Source organism: Paenibacillus sp. FW126-R14, from assembly GCF_058789495.1.
This window is the reverse complement of record NZ_JBYTBS010000018.1, coordinates 18253-43414: the sequence shown is the minus strand read 5'-3', so window position 1 is coordinate 43414 and position 25162 is coordinate 18253. Positions and strand designations below refer to the sequence as shown.

The 25162-nt window shown below is 41.1% G+C and carries 21 protein-coding genes; 20 read left to right on the top strand and 1 reads right to left on the bottom strand.

Features of this window, described 5'->3' with window-relative positions; all coding sequences use genetic code 11:
* The first annotated feature begins 5 nt into the window (after positions 1–5).
* The 14 genes from AC3WRW_RS13910 (at position 6) to AC3WRW_RS13845 (ending at position 13963) form a co-directional block, all read left to right on the top strand.
* Positions 6–140 (top strand): paeninodin family lasso peptide, encoded by a 135-nt coding sequence (locus tag AC3WRW_RS13910; protein ID WP_492546907.1) that lies wholly within the window; start codon positions 6–8, stop codon positions 138–140.
* Positions 141–246: 106 nt separating this feature from the next.
* Complete coding sequence (locus tag AC3WRW_RS13905) at positions 247–1185, top strand: aldolase (RefSeq protein ID WP_492546906.1); 939 nt, start codon at positions 247–249, stop codon at positions 1183–1185.
* Entirely contained in the window at positions 1182–1490 is a 309-nt protein-coding gene (locus AC3WRW_RS13900) for a lasso peptide biosynthesis PqqD family chaperone (RefSeq protein WP_492546905.1), read from the top strand. Before AC3WRW_RS13905 ends, AC3WRW_RS13900 begins: the two co-directional genes overlap by 4 nt.
* Positions 1480–1929 (top strand): lasso peptide biosynthesis B2 protein, encoded by a 450-nt coding sequence (locus AC3WRW_RS13895; protein ID WP_492546962.1) that lies wholly within the window; start codon positions 1480–1482, stop codon positions 1927–1929. The genes AC3WRW_RS13900 and AC3WRW_RS13895 overlap by 11 nt, the downstream gene beginning before the upstream one ends.
* 17 nt (positions 1930–1946) lie before the next feature.
* Positions 1947–3119 carry a nucleotidyltransferase domain-containing protein gene (locus tag AC3WRW_RS13890; RefSeq protein ID WP_492546961.1) on the top strand — a complete coding sequence of 391 codons (1173 nt, stop codon included), beginning with the start codon at positions 1947–1949 and terminating at the stop codon, positions 3117–3119.
* Positions 3119–4942, top strand: coding sequence for an ABC transporter ATP-binding protein (locus AC3WRW_RS13885; protein ID WP_492546904.1), 1824 nt, complete (start codon positions 3119–3121; stop codon positions 4940–4942). Before AC3WRW_RS13890 ends, AC3WRW_RS13885 begins: the two co-directional genes overlap by 1 nt.
* A 166-nt stretch (positions 4943–5108) precedes the next feature.
* Positions 5109–5867, top strand: coding sequence for a glycosyltransferase family 32 protein (locus AC3WRW_RS13880; RefSeq protein ID WP_492546903.1), 759 nt, complete (start codon positions 5109–5111; stop codon positions 5865–5867).
* A 23-nt stretch (positions 5868–5890) separates the two neighbouring features.
* Complete coding sequence (locus tag AC3WRW_RS13875) at positions 5891–6496, top strand: acyltransferase (RefSeq protein WP_492546902.1); 606 nt, start codon at positions 5891–5893, stop codon at positions 6494–6496.
* A complete protein-coding gene (locus AC3WRW_RS13870; RefSeq protein WP_492546901.1) occupies positions 6489–7724 on the top strand; it encodes a glycosyltransferase in 1236 nt (411 codons plus the stop codon). Before AC3WRW_RS13875 ends, AC3WRW_RS13870 begins: the two co-directional genes overlap by 8 nt.
* The gene (locus tag AC3WRW_RS13865; protein WP_492546900.1) at positions 7721–8833 is read left to right on the top strand and encodes a polysaccharide pyruvyl transferase family protein; all 1113 of its coding nucleotides are present in this window, start codon (positions 7721–7723) and stop codon (positions 8831–8833) included. The genes AC3WRW_RS13870 and AC3WRW_RS13865 overlap by 4 nt, the downstream gene beginning before the upstream one ends.
* 17 nt (positions 8834–8850) lie before the next feature.
* The gene (locus tag AC3WRW_RS13860; RefSeq protein WP_492546899.1) at positions 8851–10035 is read left to right on the top strand and encodes a glycosyltransferase; all 1185 of its coding nucleotides are present in this window, start codon (positions 8851–8853) and stop codon (positions 10033–10035) included.
* Positions 10036–10056: 21 nt separating this feature from the next.
* Positions 10057–11613 carry a lipopolysaccharide biosynthesis protein gene (locus AC3WRW_RS13855; protein ID WP_492546898.1) on the top strand — a complete coding sequence of 519 codons (1557 nt, stop codon included), beginning with the start codon at positions 10057–10059 and terminating at the stop codon, positions 11611–11613.
* Between the two features lie 35 nt (positions 11614–11648).
* A complete protein-coding gene (locus AC3WRW_RS13850) occupies positions 11649–12755 on the top strand; it encodes an acyltransferase (protein ID WP_492546897.1) in 1107 nt (368 codons plus the stop codon).
* Positions 12756–12790: 35 nt separating this feature from the next.
* Complete coding sequence (locus tag AC3WRW_RS13845; RefSeq protein WP_492546896.1) at positions 12791–13963, top strand: acyltransferase family protein; 1173 nt, start codon at positions 12791–12793, stop codon at positions 13961–13963.
* A gap of 88 nt (positions 13964–14051) precedes the next feature.
* Here AC3WRW_RS13845 and AC3WRW_RS13840 read toward each other — a convergent pair whose 3' ends face one another.
* The gene (locus AC3WRW_RS13840) at positions 14052–16211 is read right to left on the bottom strand and encodes a right-handed parallel beta-helix repeat-containing protein (RefSeq protein WP_492546895.1); all 2160 of its coding nucleotides are present in this window, start codon (positions 16209–16211) and stop codon (positions 14052–14054) included.
* Positions 16212–16439: 228 nt separating this feature from the next.
* Between AC3WRW_RS13840 and AC3WRW_RS13835 the strand changes: the two genes are divergently transcribed.
* The 6 genes from AC3WRW_RS13835 to AC3WRW_RS13810 all read left to right on the top strand — a co-directional run bounded on the left by AC3WRW_RS13835 (position 16440) and on the right by AC3WRW_RS13810 (position 25150).
* Complete coding sequence (locus AC3WRW_RS13835; protein WP_492546894.1) at positions 16440–18857, top strand: right-handed parallel beta-helix repeat-containing protein; 2418 nt, start codon at positions 16440–16442, stop codon at positions 18855–18857.
* A 420-nt stretch (positions 18858–19277) separates the two neighbouring features.
* Positions 19278–21107: a polysaccharide biosynthesis protein gene (locus AC3WRW_RS13830; protein ID WP_492546893.1), complete on the top strand. Its 1830-nt coding sequence runs from the start codon at positions 19278–19280 to the stop codon at positions 21105–21107.
* A 17-nt stretch (positions 21108–21124) separates the two neighbouring features.
* Positions 21125–22000 carry a UTP--glucose-1-phosphate uridylyltransferase GalU gene (gene galU, locus AC3WRW_RS13825; protein ID WP_492546892.1) on the top strand — a complete coding sequence of 292 codons (876 nt, stop codon included), beginning with the start codon at positions 21125–21127 and terminating at the stop codon, positions 21998–22000.
* A 9-nt stretch (positions 22001–22009) separates the two neighbouring features.
* Positions 22010–23167, top strand: coding sequence for a glycosyltransferase family 4 protein (locus AC3WRW_RS13820; protein ID WP_492546891.1), 1158 nt, complete (start codon positions 22010–22012; stop codon positions 23165–23167).
* Complete coding sequence (locus AC3WRW_RS13815; protein WP_492546890.1) at positions 23152–24261, top strand: glycosyltransferase family 1 protein; 1110 nt, start codon at positions 23152–23154, stop codon at positions 24259–24261. The genes AC3WRW_RS13820 and AC3WRW_RS13815 overlap by 16 nt, the downstream gene beginning before the upstream one ends.
* A 4-nt stretch (positions 24262–24265) precedes the next feature.
* Complete coding sequence (locus AC3WRW_RS13810; RefSeq protein WP_492546889.1) at positions 24266–25150, top strand: glycosyltransferase family 2 protein; 885 nt, start codon at positions 24266–24268, stop codon at positions 25148–25150.
* Positions 25151–25162 lie beyond the last annotated feature (12 nt).

Sequence of the window (25162 nt, the reverse complement as noted above, 5' to 3'; positions counted from 1 at the left end):
TAGATATGAAAAAAGAATGGCAAAAACCGGAATTAGAAGTGTTGGATGTAAACATGACGATGCTTGATCCTAAAAACGGAAATCACCTTGATCATACTTACCCGACAGGAACACCGAAAGACCAATTGACATGGAGCTAAGTTTGTTTTGATTTATCCGGCTAGATTTCTTACATATGTTAAAGCCCTTATACGTCAAGACAGTATAGGGGCTTTAACATAATCATGGTACCAATGGAGTGAAATCATGTTAGAGATCAAACAAAAACTGATCTATAAAGCCTTCGGCTTAACGATATCCAGCGAAATGGATTTGCCGGAATTGATCAAGATGAGCGAGCCGCAAGAAGCAGCGGACATTGAAATCTTGGTGGATGCGGATGTCACCAAACTGTTTTTGGCGTTATCCCAAGATCCCAATCAATTTCTGGTCAAAGAGAATTTCATTATGTTTCATATCCCGGGCGTTGCAACCTTCTCGATTCAAGACGGAAAAAGGATCGCGTTTGCGCCGATGAAAGAGGCGGAAGAAGGCGAGATTCGGCTCCTTGTTCTGGGAACTTGCATGGGCGCGATCTTGATGCAAAGAAAGATATTTCCTCTGCACGGGAGTGCTTTAGCAATTCACGGTAAGGCATATGCGATTGTTGGAGATTCAGGCGCAGGGAAGTCGACGCTGGCTTCAGCGTTCTTGAAGCAAGGCTATCAGCTTCTGAGTGACGATGTGATTGCAGTCTCACTGTCGCAGGACAACATTCCATACGTGACGCCATCCTACCCCCAACAGAAGCTTTGGCAGGATAGCCTTACGAACTTTGGCATGGAGTCAAGCAATTATCAAAGCTTATATGGCAGAGTGGATAAATATTATGTGCCGGTATCCACGAACTATTTTACGGAATCCTTGCCTCTTGCCGGCGTGATCGAACTCGTGAAAACAGAAAACGATGCCATAGGCATCCGCAGAATTGAAAAGCTGGACCGGTTCTATCCCCTTTTCTATCATACGTATCGCAATTTCTTTATCTCAGGTCTGGGATTAACCGATTGGCATTTTAAGACATCCGCGAGCATTCTGCAGCATATTCATATGTTCCAATTAAGCCGTCCGGTTTCCGGCTTTACGGCTCCTCAATTAGTATCAACTATCATGGAAACTTTAAATGTGGGGGGGAATCAACCATGATCAAAAATGAATCCATTTCACTGCAAGATTGCGTAGTTCAAGGAAAAGGGAACATCGTAAGCGATATGGGCGGAGAAAAAGTCATGTTAAGCGTTCAAAACGGAAAGTATTACAATCTGGGGGAAATTGGCGGTAAAATATGGGACTGCTTGGAAGCTCCGGTTTCCATCGGGCAGGTCGTTACGACATTGATGTTGGAATATGATGTGGATCAAAGCGAGTGCCAGCAGCACGTGATATCCTTTATAGCACATATGGCGGAAGAAGGTTTGGTTCAAATTGGAGTCGAGGGGCATCGTGAATAAAGTAAGAGTTTTATTCTCATTAGATGCGAGAACCGTGCTTTTATTTATAGAAGCTTATCTGTATTTGGGGTGGGCACGTTTCCTGCTCTTTATTCCTTTTGCTAAGGTTGCGCCCTCGTTAGGCGCACAGATGGAGGAAACGACTAACGCGCAGAACCCAATGAACACTGCTGTATTGCTTAGCGTTCACGATGCGATTCAGGTTATGAGTCGGCATACGTTCTGGGAAAGCAAGTGTTTGGTTAAGGCTATCGCTGCTTTGAAGATGCTCGAGAAGCGTCGAATCGAAAGCACGCTTTATCTCGGGACCGGTAAGGACGAATCGGGAAAAATGGTGGCTCACGCTTGGCTCCGCAGCGGCCCCTACTATATTACCGGATCTGACGGCATGGAACGGTACGCGGTGGTTGGGAAATTCGCAAAATATATCAGTGGATAGAAATGAAGGAGATTAAGATGGACGATGATTTCCGTTTGGATGAAGGACCTTTTTCTAAAGAATTGAGTTTGCTGTTAGCCTTCATGAGAAACGATCCTGCTGAAATAACTGAAATCGATTGGGACAAATTTCTTGAGCTTGCCAGGCATCACCGGGTGTACTCCATCCTTTATCACTACCTTCGCAAAATAGATCATGTACGGATACCTCCGCAAGTCAGGCAAACGCTGAAAAGGGAATATCAAAGCAATACCTTCGATATGCTGCGCTTGAGCGCACAGATGGAAGAGCTTTGCAAGCTGTTTTCCGATACCGGCATCCGCGCTATTGTCTTGAAAGGACCCGTTCTTGCCGCTGATCTTTATGGCGATCTATCCCTTCGAACTTCACGTGATTTAGACATCCTGATTCCGATACTAGATTTGGACCAAGCAGAGGAGCTGCTCGAAGAGCAAGGCTATGTGAAGGATGAAGAGTACAAGACGATATTGAATGACTGGAAATGGAGACATCATCATGTCACCTATATCCACAAGAATACGGGAGTTACGCTAGAAATCCATTGGAGATTAGGCCCGGGTCCCGGCAAAGAGCCCGGTTTCGATGAATTGTGGGATCGGAAACGAATAAGCACGATAACGAGCAATCCTGTCTATTATTTAGGGAGAGAGGATTTATTTATATTTCTCGCCTCACATGGGGCACGCCATGGATGGTCCCGACTTCGCTGGTTGGCAGATATAGATCGGATTGCCAGACAACATTTCGACTTCGTCAGACTTCATCAGCTGTTAAAGGAAAACCGGCAGCTCCACCTTGGAGCACAAGCGCTAATTTTGTCTAAACAGCTTCTACATACTCCGTTAACAGCGGATTTGGAATCAATAACTGCCTCTAAGCGTGCTAAACGATTAGCCCATGATGCACTATTCTATATCGGTCAAATGGTCAATCTGCATACCCCTCCATTGCCGGAGCATGTGTCTAAGTATCATAAACGCCACTTGTTTTCACTGATGCCGATTCCGCATAAGATTCTTTTCGTAGTAAGTTTCTTATATCCATACCCGGAAGATGCCGAGACGCTGCCATTGCCCAAACCGCTGCAGCTGCTCTACTTCCCATTACGTCCTGTTTTATGGGTTTGGCGAAAAACTTGGAAGCGTAACTTATCGCAGGGAGAAGCATAATGGAACATCTCTTGTATTTTGTCAAACAGCTGCACGGCTACGCGGGTAAAATACTGTACGTGAACCTTCTGGGCATGATGCTCATCAGCTTCCTTGACGGAATGGGAATATTTTTATTGCTCCCATTGCTCGGCATTAGCGGCATCATGGACATTAACACCGGATGGAGCTCTCATCTAGCCATCATTGAAGTATTGAATGAGCTTCCAAAGTCAGTATCGCTGCTTGTGATCATGGGCGCATACATTGCACTCATAACCGGTCAAAGTTTCATTCAACGGAATCTTCACCTTCGGGATATCAAAATCCATACAGGATTCATTAGTCATGTAAGATTAGAGACTTACAACGCATTGTTGCAAGCGAATTGGGATTTTTTTATCAAGAAAAGAAAATCGGATCTCATTAATTCGTTGACTGGAGAATTGGGACATGTAACAACAGGCTCCTATGTCTTTTTGCAATTCTTGACATCCATGATATTTACTTTGATTCAAGTGGGGATTGCCTTATGGCTATCCGTTAAATTGACGCTCTTCGTCATCTGCTGCGGGTTGGCCGTATCCTTCTTTTCCCGGACTTTTATTCGGAGAGCCAACAAGATCGGAAATCAGTCGCTAGAGATCGGGCGAAGCTATATTGGCGGAATTACAGATCATTTCAACGGGATCAAAGATATCAAAAGCAATATGTTGGAGGAATCCCGGCGCAGCTGGCTGATCGACTGGAGCAAACAATTCGCCCGGGAACGATTGGAGGCGGCGAAAGTAAGTGCAAATTCACAGCTGTATTACAAGGTATCGTCAGCGCTGATTATTGCCGTTTTTATCTACGCATCCGTCATGCTCTTCCACACACAAGGGCAGCAATTGATGCTGATCATTCTCGTATTTTTTAGACTTTGGCCCCGCTTTCAAGGCGTTCAGACGAACCTGGAACAAATCGCCACGGCGATTCCTGCCTTTAAATCTTTGGAGGAGCTGCAAAATGCATGCAGAGCCTCCAGGGAAGTTCAAGAAGAGAGCCGCGACAATAATCAGGTAAAGCCGATTCATATCAAGGAATGCCTCGAATGCCGTGATGTGTCTTTTCGGTATAATCGCAATGAAGAGGTCTGTTCGCTCCAGGATATTAACTTGCGAATCCGTTCCAATCAAATGACAGCCATCGTCGGCAGATCGGGCGCGGGTAAAAGCACCTTGATCGATATCCTGATGGGGATGCTGCAGCCGGAGAAAGGGCAGGTGCTCGTGGATGGAGTTCCCCTTACAGGAACGAATCTGTTATCTCTGAGAAAAGCGATCAGCTATGTGCCGCAGGACCCGTTTCTTTTTAACGGGAGTATACGGGAAAACCTGTTAATGATCGACCCGGATGCAACGGAGGAGCAAATCTGGGATGCTCTGGCGTTCGCCGCATCGGCTGAATTTGTAAGAAGGCTTCCTCAGGGGCTTGATACGCTGATTGGAGACCGCGGTGTCCGGTTGTCCGGCGGAGAAAGGCAGCGGCTTGTATTGGCGCGAGCGATATTACGCAAACCTTCACTTCTGATTTTGGATGAGGCGACCAGTTCACTAGACTCGGAGAATGAGGCGAAGATTCAAGAGGCGCTCGATAGGCTTCAAGGAAAGCTGACCATCATTGTCATCGCTCACCGGTTGTCGACGATTAGAAATGCCGATCAGGTCATCGTCATGGATCAAGGCAGAATTGTGCAAAGCGGGGAATTCATCCAATTGGCGAGAGAAAAAGATGGTTTATTTTCAACATTTCTAAGCAATCAATTCGCAGACACGAAAGCGATGGCTGCGACATCAACGTAAATTAAATAGTCCAAAACATTGACACGTTCTTTATAAAGAACTACAATTAAAGGGGAAGAGGACTGCATGCTGCAACCCATTCTTCGATAAATGGGGATTTTTCATAAGTGACAGTTCACTATAAAGAACGGTTTAAAGTGTTAGGAGTATGCTCTGGACTATTTGTATGAGCTGGGGGGCAATATTTTTGAACAATAGAAGCAGCATCATTCCCAAAATGATCCATTACTGTTGGTTCGGAAAAAATGAACAGCCGGATATCGTAAAAACGTGCATTAGCAGTTGGAAAGCAAAATGTCCGGAGTATCAAATTATCGAATGGAATGAGGACAATTTTGATATTCATTGCACCCCCTACGTAAGCGAAGCTTATAAATCCGGAAAATATGCATTTGTAAGCGACTATGTAAGGGTCTATGCGCTGTATCATTTTGGCGGAATTTACTTGGATACGGATGTTGAAGTGTTTAAATCCTTTGACGATTTGCTGCACCACCATTCGTTCTGGGGATTTGAGCAGGAAAACTATATCGCGACAAGCACGATCGGAGCAGCCAAAGGAAATAAGCTCATTGAAGAGTTTTTAGCCTCCTATACAGGCATTAAGTTTATTAAAGAGGATGGCACTTATAATGATTTAACCAATGTGGCGATGATCACAGCAATTTTGCAGAACAAGGGACTTAAAATGAACGGGGAGTATCAAGTCATTGATGGCGATGCCGTATTTTATCCTCAGACTTATTTCTCGCCTTACGACTATATTAACTGCCGCAAATTTATAACAAATAACACGTATGCTATGCATCATTTCTATAAAAGCTGGCTGCCGCCTGGCGTACGATTCAAGGGTAATCTAAAGGTGCTGCTGGCCAAGATTATTGGTGGCGACAATATTGCCAGATTACGCAAGCTGATGAGTTAAAATAAATCTTTTGGGAGAACGGTATGATATCTATTTTGCGGAAAATTATAGCAACCATCATTGCGGAAAGTCGCGGCAGGGGACTTTATTACACGGTGATTATGAATCTATCGCATCTTGGCGGTATTTTGAGGGCTTACTTGAACAAGCTGATTTATTTCAAAAATATTAACTCAACGGTGTTCTCCCTTCAAGCAAACAGCAAAATTGAGGCATTTAGCAAACATGCAAAGATCTATATTGGAAAGTTTGTGTTCATCAGGAAAAACACGAGTATTAGAGTCGATCATTATGGAGAGCTCCGCATCGAAGATAAAGTGTTTATTAACGATAACTGCAACATCAATTGCGCGCATAAAATTTCGATAGGCAAATATACCAAAATCGCTCCAAACGTATGCATCAATGACCATGATCACAATTTTAGGAACTCCATAGAAGGACATTTGCTGAAGGGAGAAGTCCTAATCGGGCAGAACGTTTGGATCGGTTCGAATGTTGTGATTTTAAGGGATACGGTCATCGGAGATAATGCGGTAATTGCGGCTGGCAGTGTGGTTAAGGGGAATGTTCCTGCTAATACGGTTTTCTTAAATAAAAGGGAAAAGAGCTACATTCAATATGCATAAAATCTTAATAACGGTTTATGACATGGAAATTGGCGGGATTGAAAGAAGCTTAATCAATATGCTTGAGAGCTTCGATTACGATAACTATGAAGTGGATTTATTCATTTGCAATCATTCAGGTGATTTTCTGGGACTGATTCCGAAGCAAGTAAATCTTCTGCCGCAAAACCCTAGCTACACCGTATTCAGAAAATCAATGGTCCAATGCTTAAAGGAAGGGCATATCCCGGCTTTGATTATTAGGTTGCTAAGTAAAACCATTGCAGCTGCGAAAGCTAGATTTAGACATCTAAAAGAAGGCCCTGGATATATTCAAATGCAGCTTGATCTCAAATACACGTCCTATGTACTACCGAAATTTAAGAAAACCTATGATCTAGCCATTAGTTACGCTTGGCCTCATGATATTGTGGCGAATAAGGTGGCCGCGGCGAAGAAGATCGCCTGGATTCATACCGACTACAGCGAATTGGAAATAGATAATAAGATGGACCTGGCGGTTTGGAACAAATTCGACGTCATAGCTTCTATTTCGGAAGCAGTCACAGAAGCATTTATTAAGACATACCCCTCATTACGAGACAAAATCAAGTTGATCGAGAATATCACTTCGCCAAACTTCATTCGAAAAATGGCTGATGAGCCAATTCAATTAAATAAAAGCGATCAGGATGCTTTTACGATTGTATCCGTTGGAAGACTGTCCTATGTCAAAGGATTCGATATGGCCGTTAAGGCGTTGAGACTGTTGCATGATAAAGGGCTTACTCAAATCAAATGGTTAGTTGTAGGATACGGCGGCTACGAGGCTGAACTGAAGCAGTTAATCGCAGAGAACCAATTAGAAGGCAGCTTTGTGTTAGTAGGGAAGCAAGTGAATCCATATCCCTATATGAAAGCATGCGACATTTATGTCCAGCCCTCCAGGTATGAAGGCAAAGCGGTGACTGTAACAGAAGCGAAAATATTAGGCAAGCCGATACTAATTACTAATTATCCTACTGCGAGCAGCCAGATTGTGGACGGTGAGGAAGGTTTCATTTGCGGGTTAAGTGTTGAAGGCATAGCAGATGGGATCGAAAGATTACTTGTAGATAGCGAGTTGCGAAGCAAATTGGCTAGCACATGTTTGCAAATAAATCATAGCAATAGCCATGAATTGAATAAACTATACAGCATAGTGCATGTTCCAGAGCAGAACTATGTAATGAAGGAAGTGACAGTGTGAAGGTTTGTACAATTACTTGCCATGACGTATACAATCATGGTGCTTCATTGCAGGCCTATGGATTGTTGAAACATCTAAAGAATAGCGGCCATGAGGCGGAAATTATCGATTATAAACCTGATTATTTAAGTAATCATTATAATCTGTGGAGCATAGATAACCCTAGGTGGGAGAAGAATGTTATCACTAAGGCGCTCTATTTGACGCTGAAAATACCAACAAGATTACGCGAGCGCGCAAGAAAAAGGGCATTCGATCAATTCAAGTCCGAATTCTTGCAAATCACAGATAAGCGATATAAATCAAATGAGGAATTAAAGAATAATCCCCCCGCAGCCGATGCTTACCTGTGTGGCAGTGATCAGATTTGGAATTGCCTCCACAAAAATGGCAAGGATCCCGCGTTTTATTTGGATTTTGCCCCTGATGAAAAAATAAAGGCCTCTTATGCGGCAAGCTTCGCCACAGAAACCATTCCGTCTGAATATCAACCGGTTGTGAAACAAAGAGTTGAGATGTTAGACGCGGTTGGAGTGCGAGAGAAGAGTGGCGTTGAAATTTTAAATAAGTTGAACATCCTGAAAGCAAATCATGTTGTTGATCCTGTGTTCTTGTTAGATCGGGACGATTGGAACGATATTTGCACAAAGGAATTTCATGAAAAATACATACTGGTCTACGATTTTGATAACAGTGAGCTAATAAGGAAAATAGCTTTAGAAATTGCTATGGCAAAGGGGTATAAGATCTACACGATTTATTCAGGGAAGCTCAAATATGCCGATAAGTATTTTACATTAGATGGACCTGAGACCTTTGTATCGCTTGTCAGAGATGCCCAATTCGTTATATCGAATTCGTTTCATGCGGCGGTTTTTTCAGTTCTCTACGAAAAGTTGTTCGTTATTGTGAACAGGAATGAAGCTATAAATACGAGAATGAGGGATCTGCTGCACGATCTACAGCTAAAGGACAGATTAGTCGATCAAAACTACAACTTAGATCAGATGCTAACGGGAATTGATTATAAAGAAAGTAATGCGATATTGCATGAAAAGATCAGACACTCAAAAAAATATTTACAGGATGTACTTTCTATAAAGAAATAGGGCGAAAGGAGTCATGTATGAAAAAGAAGATACTATTTGTCATAGATTCTTTACATAGCGGAGGGGCCGAAAAAAGTCTAATCTCCTTATTAACGTTATTTGATTTTCAAAAATATGAAGTCGATTTATTAATGTTTTCCCCAAATGGGTTATATTTACCGTTATTGCCCAAAGAAGTGAATGTCATCGAAGTGCCGGTTTATATGAGAAATCAAATGAGAGGATTTAAGCATTTAATCAGGCAAAGAAATTTTAAACAAATATTCGTAAGGCTTGGAGTGTCCACTTCGCTCAGAATTCCGCATGTGAAGAAGAATATGCACGGAGCACAAATCAACTGGGGATGGATAAGCAAGGAGATAGAGAAGTTAGATAAGACATATGATGTAGCCATTGCCTACAGTCAAGGGATGCCTACCTACTTTGTCGCAGAGAAAGTAAGTGCAATAAAGAAACTCTCATGGGTTAATATCGACTATAAAATTGCTGGATACAACAAAGAGTTTGATATTAATTATTATGAGAAATTTAATCAAATCATCGCTGTATCTGAATTATGCAAAGATGTATTGGTCAGTGAACTGCCAAGCGTGAAGTCCAAAGTAACCGTCATATACGATATTATTTCACCCCTGCTGATCAGATCTATGTCGAATGAAAACGGAGGATTTACCGAAGAATTTGAAGGAATGAGAATATTAACGATCGGCAGGCTTGTTCATCAAAAAGGGTATGAATGGGCTATTGAGGCATGTCATAAATTAAAAGAAGAAGGCTTTAACTTCAAATGGTTTGCTATTGGGGAAGGCGAGTTAAAGACGAAGCTAGAGGATACGGTAAAAAAGCTGGGTTTAGAAGACACTTTTATTTTCTTGGGGACGCATCAAAATCCATATACTTACTTAAAACAAAGCGATGTCTATGTTCAACCCTCGAGATTTGAAGGATATGGATTGGCCATAGCAGAAGCGAGAATATTACATATCCCAATCGTGACTACTAACTTTACTGTTGTTCATAATCAAATTACAGACCGGGAAAATGGGCTGATTGTGAATATGAATTCTGAAGATATCTATCAGGGAATTAAAAATATGATGGAAGATGGCGACCTGAGACAAAAGATAAGCTCCAATTTAAAGAAAGAAAATGTAGGAACAGAAGAGGAAATCCATAAAGTGTACGCCTTGATTGAGTCATAATAAAAGATGGTGAGCTAAAGAATGAGAGTACGTAAGGCAAGTATTAACGTCATCGTAAATTTATTAACTTTTGCGCTAGGTTTATTGCCCTCTTTTATTGTGAGAAAAGCTTTTTTAGATTCTCTGGGAAATGAGCTATTAGGCCTAACCTCGCTATATACCAATATCATTGGTTTACTCTCCATCGTTGAACTTGGCATAGGGAGTGCAATTATCTACTCCTTATATAAACCCTTTGCAGAGAATGACCGGGTAAAAGTTAAGGGGTATTTGCAGTTTTATTCCAAATTCTACAATGCGGTCGGATTCATCATTTTGGTGCTCGGCATCATCGTCTCTTTCTTCTTACAGTTTTTCATCAAGGATCAAATTAACTTGCTGGATGCACAGCTATATTTTCTGTTGTTTTTAGTCAATACCATAATTACCTACTTTTTTTCTTATAAGATATGCATTCTGAATGTGGCCCAAGATGGCTATAAAGTAGCAATAGGCACTACGGCAAGCAAACTATTGGTATCTATTTTACAACTGGCAATGCTGAAATTGTATCCGAGTTTATATGTCTTTTTAATTATTCAGATCGCGGTAAGTTTGCTCTACTTTTTATTTATGGATTTATACATTAGGAGCAAATACCCATGGATTAAGATAACCTCAGGCAAGATAAGCTCAGAAGAACGAACATCCTTAATTCAAAATGTCAAAGCTCTGTTCATGCATAAAATTGGCGGTATTTTAGTATTAGGGACAAGTAATATCGTCATTTCCGCTTTTATCAATTTGACGGTTGTAGGTATTTTTAATAGCTATAGCATGATTACCGGTGCGGCTCAAGGGCTGATTTCCAGTTCGCTTTCAGGTGTTTCAGCCAGTGTTGGAAACTTGTTGGCAGAAGGGGATAAAAGTGCGGCCTATAAGGTCCATAAGAGGCTGTTCTTCTTAAGCTTCTGGTTAGTTTCTTTGGCAACCATCTCTTTGCTTAATACGATTGAGCAATTCGTGCTGCTTTGGTTAGGGGACGGTCAAGTACTTGGCCGTTTGAGCATTATCTTGTTAGTCATAAACTTCTATTTCTTTTTGATGCGAGGATCTGTTGAGCGCTTTAAAGAGGGGGGAGGAATCTACGTTCAAGACCGATATGCACCGTTAGCAGAGGCAGCTATTAATTTGGGCGCATCCATCATTTTGGTTAAGCTCATTGGCTTGCCCGGTGTACTTTTAGGGACGTTATTAAGCAATGTGACCGTTATATTTTGGGTGAAACCGAAGATGGTTTATAAGTATATATTCAAAGTTGACTTAATCGAATACTTCAAAATGTATGCCAAATACCTGCTCATCGGTTGCATTCCTTTAATATTAACTTACTTTGCAACAATGCCTCTGAAAGAATCGAAAAGCATATATGCTCTTATGGGTAACTGCGTGATCAATCTCGTACTGATAAATGTGATGTATTACTTCATATTTAGGAAAAACGAAGAGTTTATTTATTTTAAGGGTTTGCTTGGTGCGCTGCTTGAAAAATCTAAAGTAAGAATCGTCGCCATACGTATGAAACATAAGAATGTTTAAATAGTATTTGATTACTTATTCTCGGAGGTGCTGACATGGCATCAGAGGTAAAGAATACTAATAGATTCCCAGAATTAGATTTCGTAAGAGCAATAGCTGTAATCGCAGTTATTGCTATTCATGTTACTAGCATGACCTTGACGAAAATGTCTCCGGATCCATTCACATTTCATGCAAGCGTTATCTTAAATCAACTGAGCCGCTTTTGCGTACCGGCGTTTTTATTTTTTTATGGCGTGTTAGCCTTTCAAAGCTACAAGCGGAACAGCTATTTGCAAGTATTGAAAGGGAAGATCAAGGACTTAATTATTCCTTATCTAGTCTGGACTAGTTTAGGCTTAGTCCTGTTCCTGTCTTTCTCCAGCAATTACAAAGGCATCATAATGATTTATCTAACAGGCAATGGACCCTTTTACCAGCTTTATTATATCCCTCTTCTGTTTCAAATGTTTGTTTTCTTGCCATCGATCATCAAACTGGCGGGAAGCAAAAAAATGTTAATTAGCATCTTGCTTATAAACCTTCTCATGTACGTTGGCTATCAAACTTTATTAGTGGGGACGTTTTTAAGTAAAGATCTCGTTGGATCAGCGAGTACAATCTTGCAATCCACCTTTGTTATTTGGATGAGTTATTTCTGCCTGGGCGTGTATGCAGCACAATATTACTCCAGATTGCTTGAATTTATGAAATCAAAATCGATAGCTATCTTTATTGCTATTTATGCGGTGTCTGCTATCGCTTTAATTACGGATGCCTTTATAAGCTTTGGATATGCAAAGCAAATGGAAATAATGGGTTATTTCAGAATAACCGTCTTGATCTATTCGTTTGCGTCAATGGCACTTCTCGTAAAATTAGGCATGACATATAAATTGAAACCTGTAACGTCGCTTTATCGAAATTCCTTTGGCATATATCTTATTCATGTTGCAGTAATAAAGGTTATTTTCATGGTCTCATCGATTTTTTTCTCTAATCTTTTATTTAGTATGTTAAGCACGCTGCTAACACTAATTGTTTCTTACTGGTGCGTTGAGCTTATAAAGAGGACTCCGATCTCCTCCTTGTTGCTCGGAAAAAACAATGCAAGTAAAAAACATGTTCCTTTGGAGCCTCTAACCAGCAGAGTGGAGAGCTAGTATGGTACTTAGAAAATTTATATTTGAGGTGTTAGATGAAAACGCGTTTGGAAGAGCTGGATTCATTAAGAGGTTTTGCTGCAATTTTCGTAGTCTTCTTGCATATGTATCTGATGGTGCCAGGAAATAAGTTTTTAAAAATCATCTTTGAGTATAGCCCATTTCGTTTATTAACCTCAGGTGGAGAGTCTGTTGTATTATTCTTCGTGTTAAGTGGACTAGTGTTATCATTACCATATTTTAATAATAAACAGTCCAATTACTTTTCATTTGTTATAAAAAGAATCTGTCGAATTTATTTGCCATACTTATTTACGGTAATGGTTGCAGTTATTTGTAGAGAACTATTTTATAATGGGCAATTAAGGGGCTACAGTGAATGGTTTAATTCATATTGGGTATCTTCAATAAACATGGAAGTGATTAAAAATCATGTCGTCTTGATGGGGACATTTCTTAGCAATCTAGACCCTGTCGTGTGGTCTCTTCTACATGAAATGAGAATTTCAATTATTTTCCCATTTTTAATGATACTTATAGTCAGACTAGATTGGAAAAAAGGATTAGCACTGAGTCTATTATTTAGCTTGATTGGAATTATCATCTATCATCTATCGAAACCTACTAATACTGGGACAGAACTTGTAGCCACGATTAATTACACTGCTATGTTTGTAATAGGTGCATTGCTTGCTAAATATAGGATGCCTATTGCAAATAAATTTTCTCTTTTAACTAAAAAGTTTAAGATCACATTATTCGTAATTGGCCTTTTGACGTATTTATTTTTACATCCTTCTTTTGGAATTAAACTATTATTATATCCAGCGATATCCCCATTTTACAGAACGGTTATTGACTCATGGGCAGTAACAGGCGGAGCCGTTATTCTAATCATATTTGCCCTTAATTCAAGTCTTTTTTCTAGATTATTAAGGAATTATCTGATTAACTACTTAGGTAAAATATCGTATAGCCTATATTTGATACATGTCGTAGTTTTATTTTCAGCTGTTCACAGGTTGCATAATATATTCCCATTATGGTGTATTTTCCTCATTACAATGATTACTAGTTTAATTATCTCAGTTGGCATGTATCATCTGATAGAAAGGACATCTATCCAATTAGGTAAGGCACTAACAAATAAAATATTCAGAAGATCAAAACCTCAATTTAATAATGAATTTGAAAAGCAATTTAATTAAGTTGGAATGAGGATATAAGCTTTTTAATCCCATAAAAAAAGTCCTCCGCTTGGCCGTATGACTGGCGGGGGACTTTTATATTAAAATATTAATATTGAGAGAACTCTTCATTATTTAGTTTCAAGTCGTTCGTTTTTAATTTCAGTAAGGCTACATTAAAGATGTTGTTGGAAATCGTATAGGCAGGCGCTCCGGTTCCTGCATCCATGGAATCAATGCCATACAAAGCTTTACTGGTCGTAATTGAGTTGTTTTTGAATGTAAAAGAGTTGACTTCAGTCGGTTTAGTTGCGCCGCCTAATGATCCAATTTTGATATAAGGCGTATTATTCAGTGTAAGATTATTAGCAGTTAAGGTGCTGTTTAGAATAGATAACTGCTTTGCTCCTTGTACATATACTGCAGCTGCGTAACCAACATCTTTGGAAATGTTAAAATTAGAATTGCTAAACGTAATATCTGCTTCTCCGTATAAACTATATATTGTAAATATCTTTCCTATAGCATGAAAAGAACAGTTATTAAAAGTATATGTGCCTGTTTGATTAATAGCTAAGCCAACAAGCTCGTTGGTTTCCGACGAAAATTGGCAATTATTGTAAGTTCCGGCTGGAAGTGCGGTACCGTTGTATGCATTATAATCCTCCATACGGAGATTATTATAGACATTTTGATCCGTACCTTTTCCGCCTAACGTTGAAAGCTTGGTTACCCCTTGGATCGTAATATTCGAGAGACGGACAGGACGATCCCCTACATTTAAAGAAGTAAAAACGGAGGAATCCGTATTGGTCATAGTAATATTCTCTACTTTAGAGCCAAAGGAGTCCGTGTTTTTCAAGTTTAAGCGACTATTAAGAAAAGTTGAATTGGTTAGTGTGTTGCTTGTTGCACTTAAATTAACTTCGGCGTTCGTGAAGGTGTTTGAGTCCGCAACCCCAGTACCTCCCATGGTCAGTCCACCATTATTAAAGGTATTGTTTTTAACCGTTGTATTTGGAAATGCGCTATAAATATATACGCCTATACTGCTCTCAAATTTGTTATGACTGATTAAAGCCGTATCTCCATCAGCAAATACGATGTCTCCGCCTCTATTATTATAAAAGTGATTATTCGTAATATTCAGGTTATTGTTAGGAAAAAAGCCCTCAGCCTCGGAATCAATTCCAAACCCTGGCGCAGTACCTTTGATGTCATGGATCTTATTATTGCTAATTTCGATGCCATCTACCCCGAATATTGATATCCCTTGCCTTCTATTAAATGCTAATTCTGAATTTTTGATCGTTACATTTCTAGAAACGTCATTACTGAACAATTTAACAAAAAAACTAGAAGTGGCATTAGAACCAAAGACAGGATAAAAGCTTTTCGCCTCTTGCGGAATCTGAATTAGATCCATTCCAAATCTGACTTGCTTAACTGAAGATAAGTACGTTCCATCGTTTTTATAGAAATGGACATCATATCTATTGCTCGTAACACCTTGCGGTTGTTCAAAGGCAAAGTACTTTCTCCCCTTATAACTGGAGCTTGCGAAGTCCATGGCAGTTTTGGGTCTAATCTTGGAAGTGGAATTCATAAATTTGCCTGAACCGTCTATATCGCCATTAAGATAGTCTTTCCCATAGGTACCTGAAATTCCAATATTGGATCCGGCAATTGTAATGCCATCACCTGTAAAATTAATTATTTTAACATCGTCTATGGTTAAATTGTACGATCCCTCCGAGGATATTCCGCTGCCAAACTCATGAGTTCCCGCACTGTCTGCGTTGTCTCTACCGCTATAATTATGAGTTTCTTTATCTCCTTGATAAGTACCGCCTTTGATGGTTGCATTATTGACTCCATAGCCGACGTATAAGGTTCGATAATTCTCATAACTGTTCGTTTCTTTTTGAATAATGGATGAATCGTCAAGTAAGAAAGTCATATTGCTGACCATATTAATTCGTGCTTGTGGATCGTCCGGTTTAGTCCCTTTACTAATGAGATATCTGCCCGCGGGTACTTTAAAGACTTGGTATCCTTGCTCGCTTGCCCACTGTAACGCTTTGTTGATCCCATTGGTCGTTTCAACCGGATGTGTTCCGTCATTATATACATTCCATCGGGAAAGTTCTAAGTTGTAAGTTTTGGAGCCTATCGCTTGTGTGGAATTTTCTAGGGTCACAGCCTCAACAAGTAAAGATTGAAAAGAAAGCATGAGAAAAGTTAGAACAATTATTGCCTTTTTAATCATTAATCTTACCATCCTTGTCAGTTATTTAAATACAGGTACCATTGTACACAATAAATCGGAAAAAATGTCGTAAGAAGTCATAAAATGTATTTTAAAATTTTTTTGTCCGTGCGCCGCGTCATGTAGGCTCCTTTTCTATTTAACTATATGTGCATTAAACCAAATATTGGGATTTTGTAACCATCTGCTTCTCTATTGAATACGATTTGATATGGAGGTGTTTAAGAGATGGCGGATATAGGATGTGCCTATTTGATTGAACTGTCACGTTGGGGGATTAAGAGCGACGGAACGGATGCAGTAAATACAAGTAAAGGGATTAATAATGCATTGCAATATGCCTTTGACCAAGGTTATTCAGAGGCGACATTGCCTAAGGGAATATATCTAGTCGATGAAAAAAATCCCATAGAACCTCAAAGCTTTATGGCCTTCAATCTGAACGGTGCTACTTTGAAAATAAATCCAAATGGATTGCCGAATTATGCGATTATTTTATTTCAAAGAAATCAGCAGTATTGCCGGATTACGAACGGTAAGATTGAAGGCGATAGAAATACGCATGACTATACCACCGTACCAGGTACTCATGAATGGGGACATGGGATCAGGATCAGCAACACCCCGCTAGTTGGCGCTAATGTTAAGTTTTTAACAATTGACAACCTGGAAATTTATAATTGTACAGGGGACGGTATTTCTCTGGAAAGCTTGTATGGTCAAATTCCAGGCTATAATTTTGATGGAAACTTTGAGGCGGGCGGTATTAGCTTAACGGATGGAACGCTTGTAGCCGATGATACAAGAATTAGAAATACGATAAAAATAGATATGAATCAAGCAAATATCGCAAAATGGGGCTATTTTGGATTGTATGGAAGCAGTTATGGTGGAGTAGGTGCAGGAATAACTTCTAATTTGTACGACCTTGTATTTTATAAAAAAGACGACACCTTCCTTTCGGCCAAAACGAACATACAGTTTTTTGACGAAGTAGAAGTCCCCTCAGGTGCTAGTTATGCCAAATTTATTATCCATCAGAATACAGTGCCCCCGGCTGGGCAAAGCTCAATAACTTTAAAAGTGGTAGAGTTTGGCAAACAACTTTATATCGATAAATGCAATATACATGATTGCAGAAGGCTGGGAGTGAGTATTACCGGTGCAAAGCATGTTTACATTACAGAATGCAAAATTCACCATATTAAAGGAACGGCCCCGCAGGGAGCAATAGATATTGAAGATATGTATGAGTTTAATCAATATATATATATTGACAGTAATAATTTCCATGATAATACAACCTATAATATTATTGCAGTTGCCGGAAGACATATAAGTATTACCAACAATGCGATAAGAGGCGGCACTCTTGCGATTAATGAAAACGTGGACAAGGCTATCATGCAGGGAAACGATCTCAGGGATATGTCGGGGTTAATAGCGGGAGAAATTATTCTATCGAATAATCACTTTTATGGCTCAAGAATCATTTTAACCCAAAGCAGTGAGGAAGCTCTGGTCAGTAACTGCCTATTTCAGAATAGTCCTCTGAATATAAACAGAACGAAAGCATACTGTGTACAACTGGATAATTGCAGGTTTTATAATGATATTGATTATTATGGTACGTACCAAAGTTTAGGCTCAACGCTCTTATTTTCTACAGAACCTCAGGCGATCTCGAATTGCACGATTGAGGGGGGCGGAGCGAAAGGCAGCAGTTTGACGTGGGTGTCGAACTCAACCAAGAACGGGTGGTTATTCAACAACGTTTCTTTTATCAACACGAAGCATGCTCAGAATATTGTGACCGGGCTGCCTCCAGGGAGCTATTTGGGCTGTTCGTTCAAGAACTCAGGACCGATTTCTACAATCAACAATCCTCAAGCGGAATATCAATTTAAGAACTGCACGTTTGAGTGGGACGGTTATACGCTGCTTACATTCGATCAGAACAAGAAAAATGCCTTGCTTCATATAAGCGGCAGCTCTTTTGCCAGCAAAGAAAGCACAGCCTTCCTCTTTAGGGATATCGGCGGCGAGCTTGTATTTAAACAGAATACTTTTAGCTACAATCCAACGAACGCGGCAACCATGATTGACTTCTGGTGGCCTACATTTGTCGCAGCATCTTTTATCATCGACGGGAATATATTTAAGTCAACCAAAGCAATGAAAGCGATAAATGCAAGCGATCCCAAATCAGCATCAATCGAAATCTTATTCAGTAACAACGTGGTCAAAGTGGCAACGGCAGAAATACTCGAGTATCAAAATCATGTGAAAATAAACAACTATATCGATGGCGTTGTAGATCCATATTATAAGCTGGCTGGCCCGCCTGCTTCCGGAAACTATAGACGCGGCCAAATTATCAACAACGCCAGCCCGGCTTCTGGCAGTTATATCGGTTGGGTAGTCACGGTGCCTGGAACAGCGGCGGGTACGGCTTGGTCAGCGGATACTTCATATCCACTGAACGCCTTTGTATATGCGAACGGCAACGTTTATAAATCCAATGCGGCAGGTAAAAGCAGTAAAGTTCCTCCATCGCAAACAAGCGGAACTTCAACGGATGGCAGCCTGGTATGGGAGTTCGTTGATGTGTTAGCACAATTCAAGCCCTTTGGATTAATAAGCTGAAAAATTTGTATATGTGAGGCCACCATAAAACTGCGCGTGGCCTATTTTGGTTTCATAAATGGAATAAGGGTACGCTTCAGGAAATATTGAAAACTGTGTTGACACGTTCTCTATAAAGAACTAAAATGAAAATGAGCCTATCGTTCTTTATTGAGAATTTTCTGTAGGCTCACGCAGCGGCGTTCCTAAAAAATTTTATGTTGCCGTTCTTAATAACATACAACGTTCGGTGATGCCTCCTAACCAATATCAATGGAGGCACTCGGCCATGCTGTGGGTTGAATCAACCTTAGACGCGAGTCGTCAAGAGTGTGGTGCGAGGTGGGGTTAGATGCCCCCGTACAATTAAAGGATTTAATTATATGGTCTTTTCACAAAGGCCCTATACTTAAGAACTTTAAGTAGAGAGGGTGGATTTATTTGTCATACCGACAAAGGTTATCGTTATTATTCTTCATAGACTCCTTTATTGTATTAACGTCCATTTTTATTAGCCGCTTTTTACTGAGCGCAGATCTGAATGTCATAACGCTGCCCTTGGTCGTTAGTTCAATCACCTTGTTTCTTAGTCATCACGCGTTTTCCTTTGTATATAAGCTTTATAAGAAAGCTTGGGAGCACGCTAGTATTGGAGAATTGCTATTTATTATCAAAGCCATCACTTTTTCGATTATTACCGTCGCTTGCATTCAACAAATCATCGTCCATGACATTTATTTTCGTTTGCTCACTGTGACATGGATGCTGCACATGTTGTTAATTGGAGGTTCCCGTTTCTGTTGGCGCCTGCTTCGGAATACATATATCAATAAAACCGTGATTAAAAAAAGGACCTTGATCGTTGGCGCAGGATCCGCAGGGACGATGGTTGCCAGACAGCTGATTAAAAATAACGAATCCGAATTGGTTCCTGTTGGATTTATCGATGATAATGTGAAAATTCATCACCTTGATATTTTGGGAATTCCCGTGATGGGTGGGGTTGGGCAAATAGAGAGTGCGGTGAAAAGATTAAACATCGATAACATTATCATTGCCATTCCATCGCTGAGCAAAAAGGATTTGAACCACATTTTTCAAGCGTGCACGAAAACAAAAGCAAAGACGCAAACGCTGCCTAAGTTGGAGGATCTGGTCTCGGGGAAACTGTCGGTTAGCCATTTTATGGACGTACAGGTAGAAGATCTATTGGGCCGAGATCCCATCGATTTGGATATTGAAAGTATTTCAGGCTATATCACGGATAAAGTCGTCTTGGTAACCGGTGCCGGCGGATCGATTGGCTCTGAAATTTGCCGTCAAGTCACGAAGTTTACGCCTAAGAAGCTAATTCTGTTAGGTCACGGAGAAAACAGCATTTATTCCATTGAAATGGAGCTTAAGGACTTGTCCGGCTCTACTTCGATTGAGTTCATAACGGAAATAGCCGATATCCAAGATGTGAAGAAGATGATGTCGATCATGAATAAATATCGTCCGGATGTCGTCTACCATGCCGCCGCACATAAGCATGTTCCGCTAATGGAGCGAAATCCGGAAGAAGCATTTAAAAACAATGTGATAGGCACGATGAATGTAGCGATAGCGGCAAGTCAAAGCAATGTGGACACGTTTGTCATGATCTCCACGGATAAAGCTGTTAACCCAACAAGTGTCATGGGAGCCACCAAACGAATGGCTGAAATGATTATTCAGGATATGGATAAAAGCAGTGACACGAAGTTCGTTGCTGTGCGTTTCGGCAATGTGTTAGGGAGCCGAGGCAGCGTAATTCCGCGGTTTAAACAGCAAATTGTCAAAGGCGGACCGGTGTCGGTTACTCATCCTGACATGATTCGCTATTTTATGACCATTCCCGAAGCCTCCAGATTAGTCATTCAAGCAGGCGCCTTAGCCAGAGGCGGGGAGATATTCGTCCTTGATATGGGGGAACCGGTGAAAATTGTTGATTTGGCCAAGAACCTGATCAAGCTCTCGGGAAACACGCTAGAAGATATCGGCATTGAATTTACCGGTATGAGGCCGGGAGAAAAGTTGTTTGAAGAGCTGTTAAATAGCGATGAAATCAATGAAAAGCAGGTTTATCCTAAAATTTATATCGGTAAAACATCCGATCTGTATATGGAAGAAATAAAAGAAATGATTTCCACCTACACCACCTTAGACAAAGAAAGCCTAAGGGTTCAATTGTTGAATTTGGCCAATAACAATGTCCTTCCAATGCCGAAAAAATTAATTTCAATCGTTTGAAAAGGAGCTTTTACACAATGAAAGTACGTAAAGCCATTATTCCAGCAGCTGGATTGGGTACAAGATTCCTGCCCGCAACGAAAGCAATGCCCAAAGAAATGCTTCCCATTGTCGACAAGCCAACCATTCAATATATCGTAGAAGAAGCTGTGGAATCGGGAATTGAAGATATCATTATTGTGACAGGCAAAGGGAAAAGAGCTATTGAGGATCATTTTGATAACTCTTTTGAGCTTGAACAAAATTTATTTGAAAAACAAAAGTTCGACCTATTAACGGAAGTTCAGAAGTCGTCCAAAGTAGATATTCATTATATCCGCCAAAAGGAGCCTAGAGGTCTGGGGCACGCGATCTGGTGTGCGCGGAAGTTCATTGGAAATGAACCGTTCGCAGTGTTATTAGGGGATGACATCGTTCGGGCCAACAAACCTTGCCTCAAACAGCTGATGGATCAGTATGAGTATCGTCACTCTTCCATCATTGGCGTGAAGCATGTAACGGATGAGGAAGTGTCCAGATATGGAATTGTTGACGGCAAACAAATGGAAGAACACTTGTTTAGCATCAATCATTTAGTGGAGAAGCCAAGGAAAGAAGAAGCTCCATCGAATCTTGCCATCATGGGCCGCTATATTCTGACGCCGAGAATTTTTGACATTTTGAACGATCAAAAGCCGGGTGCTGGAGGAGAAATACAGCTTACGGATGCCATCGAGGAATTAAATACTCTGGAATCCGTGTATGCCTACGAATTCGAAGGCAAGCGATTCGATGTGGGCGAGAAGCTGGGGTTTATACAGACGACAATTGATTACGCATTGCAGCGTGACGATTTAAAATACGAATTACTCAAATATTTTTCTTCAATTTTGGAGAAAGAACTAATTAAGTAGGGGATATAGATGTCCAAAAAAGTACTCTTGTGTGCCACGGTCGATTATCATTTTAAAGCTTTTCACTTACCTTACATGAAGTGGTTTAAAGAGCAGGGATGGGAGGTCCATATTGCCGCTAACGGTGAGATGGACCTTCCTTATGTCGACGCAAAGTTTAATATTCCGATTCAAAGATCACCTTTCAGGGGAATCAACTTGAAGGCCTACGGAGCATTAAAGTCAATTATCGATGAAAACAACTATGATCTCATCCATTGCCATACGCCAATGGGCGGTTTGCTCGCTCGCTTAGCAGCGCGGGAAGCGCGCAGGAACGGAGCTAAGGTCATTTACACCGCACACGGTTTTCACTTTTGCAAAGGCGCTCCCTTCATCAATTGGCTGGCCTATTATCCTCTCGAGAAAGTCCTTTCTTCCTATACGGATTGTTTAATCACCATAAATGAGGAAGATTACAATCTAGCCCTTAATCGGCGTTTCCGAGCAGGTCGAATTGAGCACGTACACGGTGTAGGCGTAGATATTGAAAAATACATTCCGAGTAATGAAATACATAAGCATGAGTTGAGAAAAATGACGATGGGGTATAAACAAGAGGACATTCTCCTGTTTTATGCCGCAGAATTTAACCGGAACAAGAATCAGCAAATGCTCGTTCGTGCCATGGCATTACTGAAAGATGAGGAACCTAATGTCAAGCTTCTGCTTGCAGGCGAGGGCCCCTTGAAAGAGCAATGTCTTGATCTTGCCAGGGAGTTAGGTGTTGCAAACCGGGTCGATTTTCTTGGGTATCGAAATGATATTGACCGCTTATTGCCCATATGCGATGTGGCTGTTGCTTCGAGTCTGCGCGAAGGATTGCCGGTAAATATCATGGAAGCTATGGCGTGTGCCCTCCCAATTATCGCGAGCAGCAATAGAGGGCATAGAGAACTCGTTCGCGATGATTATAATGGCTGGATTATAGAGCCAAATGATTATGAGGCAATGGCAGCGAGGATCAAACAGTTGGCGCAAAATAAGGATCTGCGGTCAAAGCTGGGCGGGATGGGCCGAGAAATGATTGAAAGGAAATATGCCATCCAGACGGTGCTAAATGAGAAAAGAAATATTTACTCCCTATACATGGACGAAAAGGTGGATGTCGTGTGGGCGATCCAATAAGAATTTTACACGTAGTCGTTAATATGAATCGCGGTGGAGCGGAGACCCTCCTTATGAATTTATATCGCAATATCGACCGCTCCAAGGTTCAGTTTGATTTCCTAACCTGTAAAGCTGGGGTCTTTGATGCTGAAATTGAAGAGATGGGCGGAACGATTCATCGAATTCCCTATGTGTCGGATATTGGTCATGCGAAATATATCGAAGCTTTGGATCATTTCTTTGTAACGCATCCCAAGTACAAAATTGTGCATGCCCACATGGACAAAATGAGCGGATTCGTATTGCGCGCCGCTAAGAAAGTGGGAGCACCTATACGAATTGCGCACAGCCATAATACAAGCAGTGAGGGCGGAATTGCAGCCAGAACATATAAGTGGGTTGCGGGAACATTTATCACATCCTGTGCCACTCACTTTGTTGCCTGCTCCAATAAAGCGGCCAAATGGTTGTTTGCAAACAAGGTGAATAAAGCGTTGATTTTAAAGAACGGGATCGAGAGTGACAAATTTGCGTTCTCACCCGGGATTAGAGAGCAAGTCAGGCAAGAACTGGGCCTGCCTTCAGAAAGCTATGTCTTAGGGCATATCGGGAGATTTGCGCATCAAAAAAATCATTCGTTCCTCGTCGATCTATTCGCGCAGCTGCACCAAGAGAAGCCGAATACGGTCCTAATTTTAGTAGGAGACGGACCGCTGCGTGCAGAGGTCGAGAAGAAAGTGGAGGCTATGCACCTGCAGGATAAGGTGAAGTTCCTTGGGGTACGAAGTGACATCACACGGCTGCTGCAAGCTTTTGATATGTTCGTATTTCCCTCCTTGCATGAAGGTCTTCCTGTTACACTCATCGAAGCGCAGGGGGCCGGACTGCCATGTCTCGTATCCGATGAGATTACCCAAGAAGTGGATATGGGCATTCAACTCGTAGAGCGGTTATCGCTGGGGAATAAATCGATTTGGATAGATCGAATGAATCACGTTATTTCAAGAAATGCAACCAGGCATATTCCGGAGTTCTCTTTATCAAACAAGGGATACGATATTAAGAATACCGCTCTATGGACAGAGGGGTTTTATTTAGGCTTATCGAGGTGATCGTATGAAGAAATTGACTGTTTTTACACCTACCTATAATAGAGCGTATTGCCTTCCCGTTTGTTATAACAGCCTTAAACGGCAAACGTCCAAAGATTTCATTTGGCTGATTATCGACGATGGATCGACAGACCATACGGAACAATTGGTGGCCGGTTGGATGGCTGAGAATGAAATCCAAATTCGTTATTACCGCCAGGACAATCAGGGCATGCATGGAGCTCATAATACGGCTTACAGGCTGATCGATACGGAGCTTAACGTATGTATTGACTCCGACGACTATATGCCAGATCATGCTGTGGAACAAATAAACGCTTTTTGGGAGCAGCACGGTAGTGAGCAAGTAAGTGGAATCATTGGACTTGATTCTTATACGGATGGCCGCATTATTGGCACAAAACTGCCTGAGGGCATCAAGCGTTCGACCCTTTTTCAGCTGTACAGCAAACACCGGGTAACCGGGGATAAGAAGCTGGTTTATCGAACCGAATTAACTCGGGACTATCCTTATCCCATTTTTGAAAATGAAAAGTATGTAGGCTTGGCCTATAAATACTATAAGTTAGATGAGCAGTATGAAATGCTTCTCATGAATGAAGTGCTTTGCTGCGTGGAGTATTTGCCGGATGGCTCGTCCATGAATATGTGGAATCAGTACCGCAAGAACCCGAAAGGCTTTGCCTTTTACCGCAAGGAGCTTATGAAGCTGCCGTCTGCCGGCTTGCTCTTCAAATTCAGACAATCCATCCACTATGTGTCCAGCTGCATGACTTCCGGCAATCGCAAGTTCTTGAGGGAATCGCCTTCGAAAGTCCTCACCTTTCTCGCTATTCCGCTTGGTGCCATGCTCTATTGGTATGTAATGAGAAAAACGAGTGTCACATAAGGACTCGAAAGG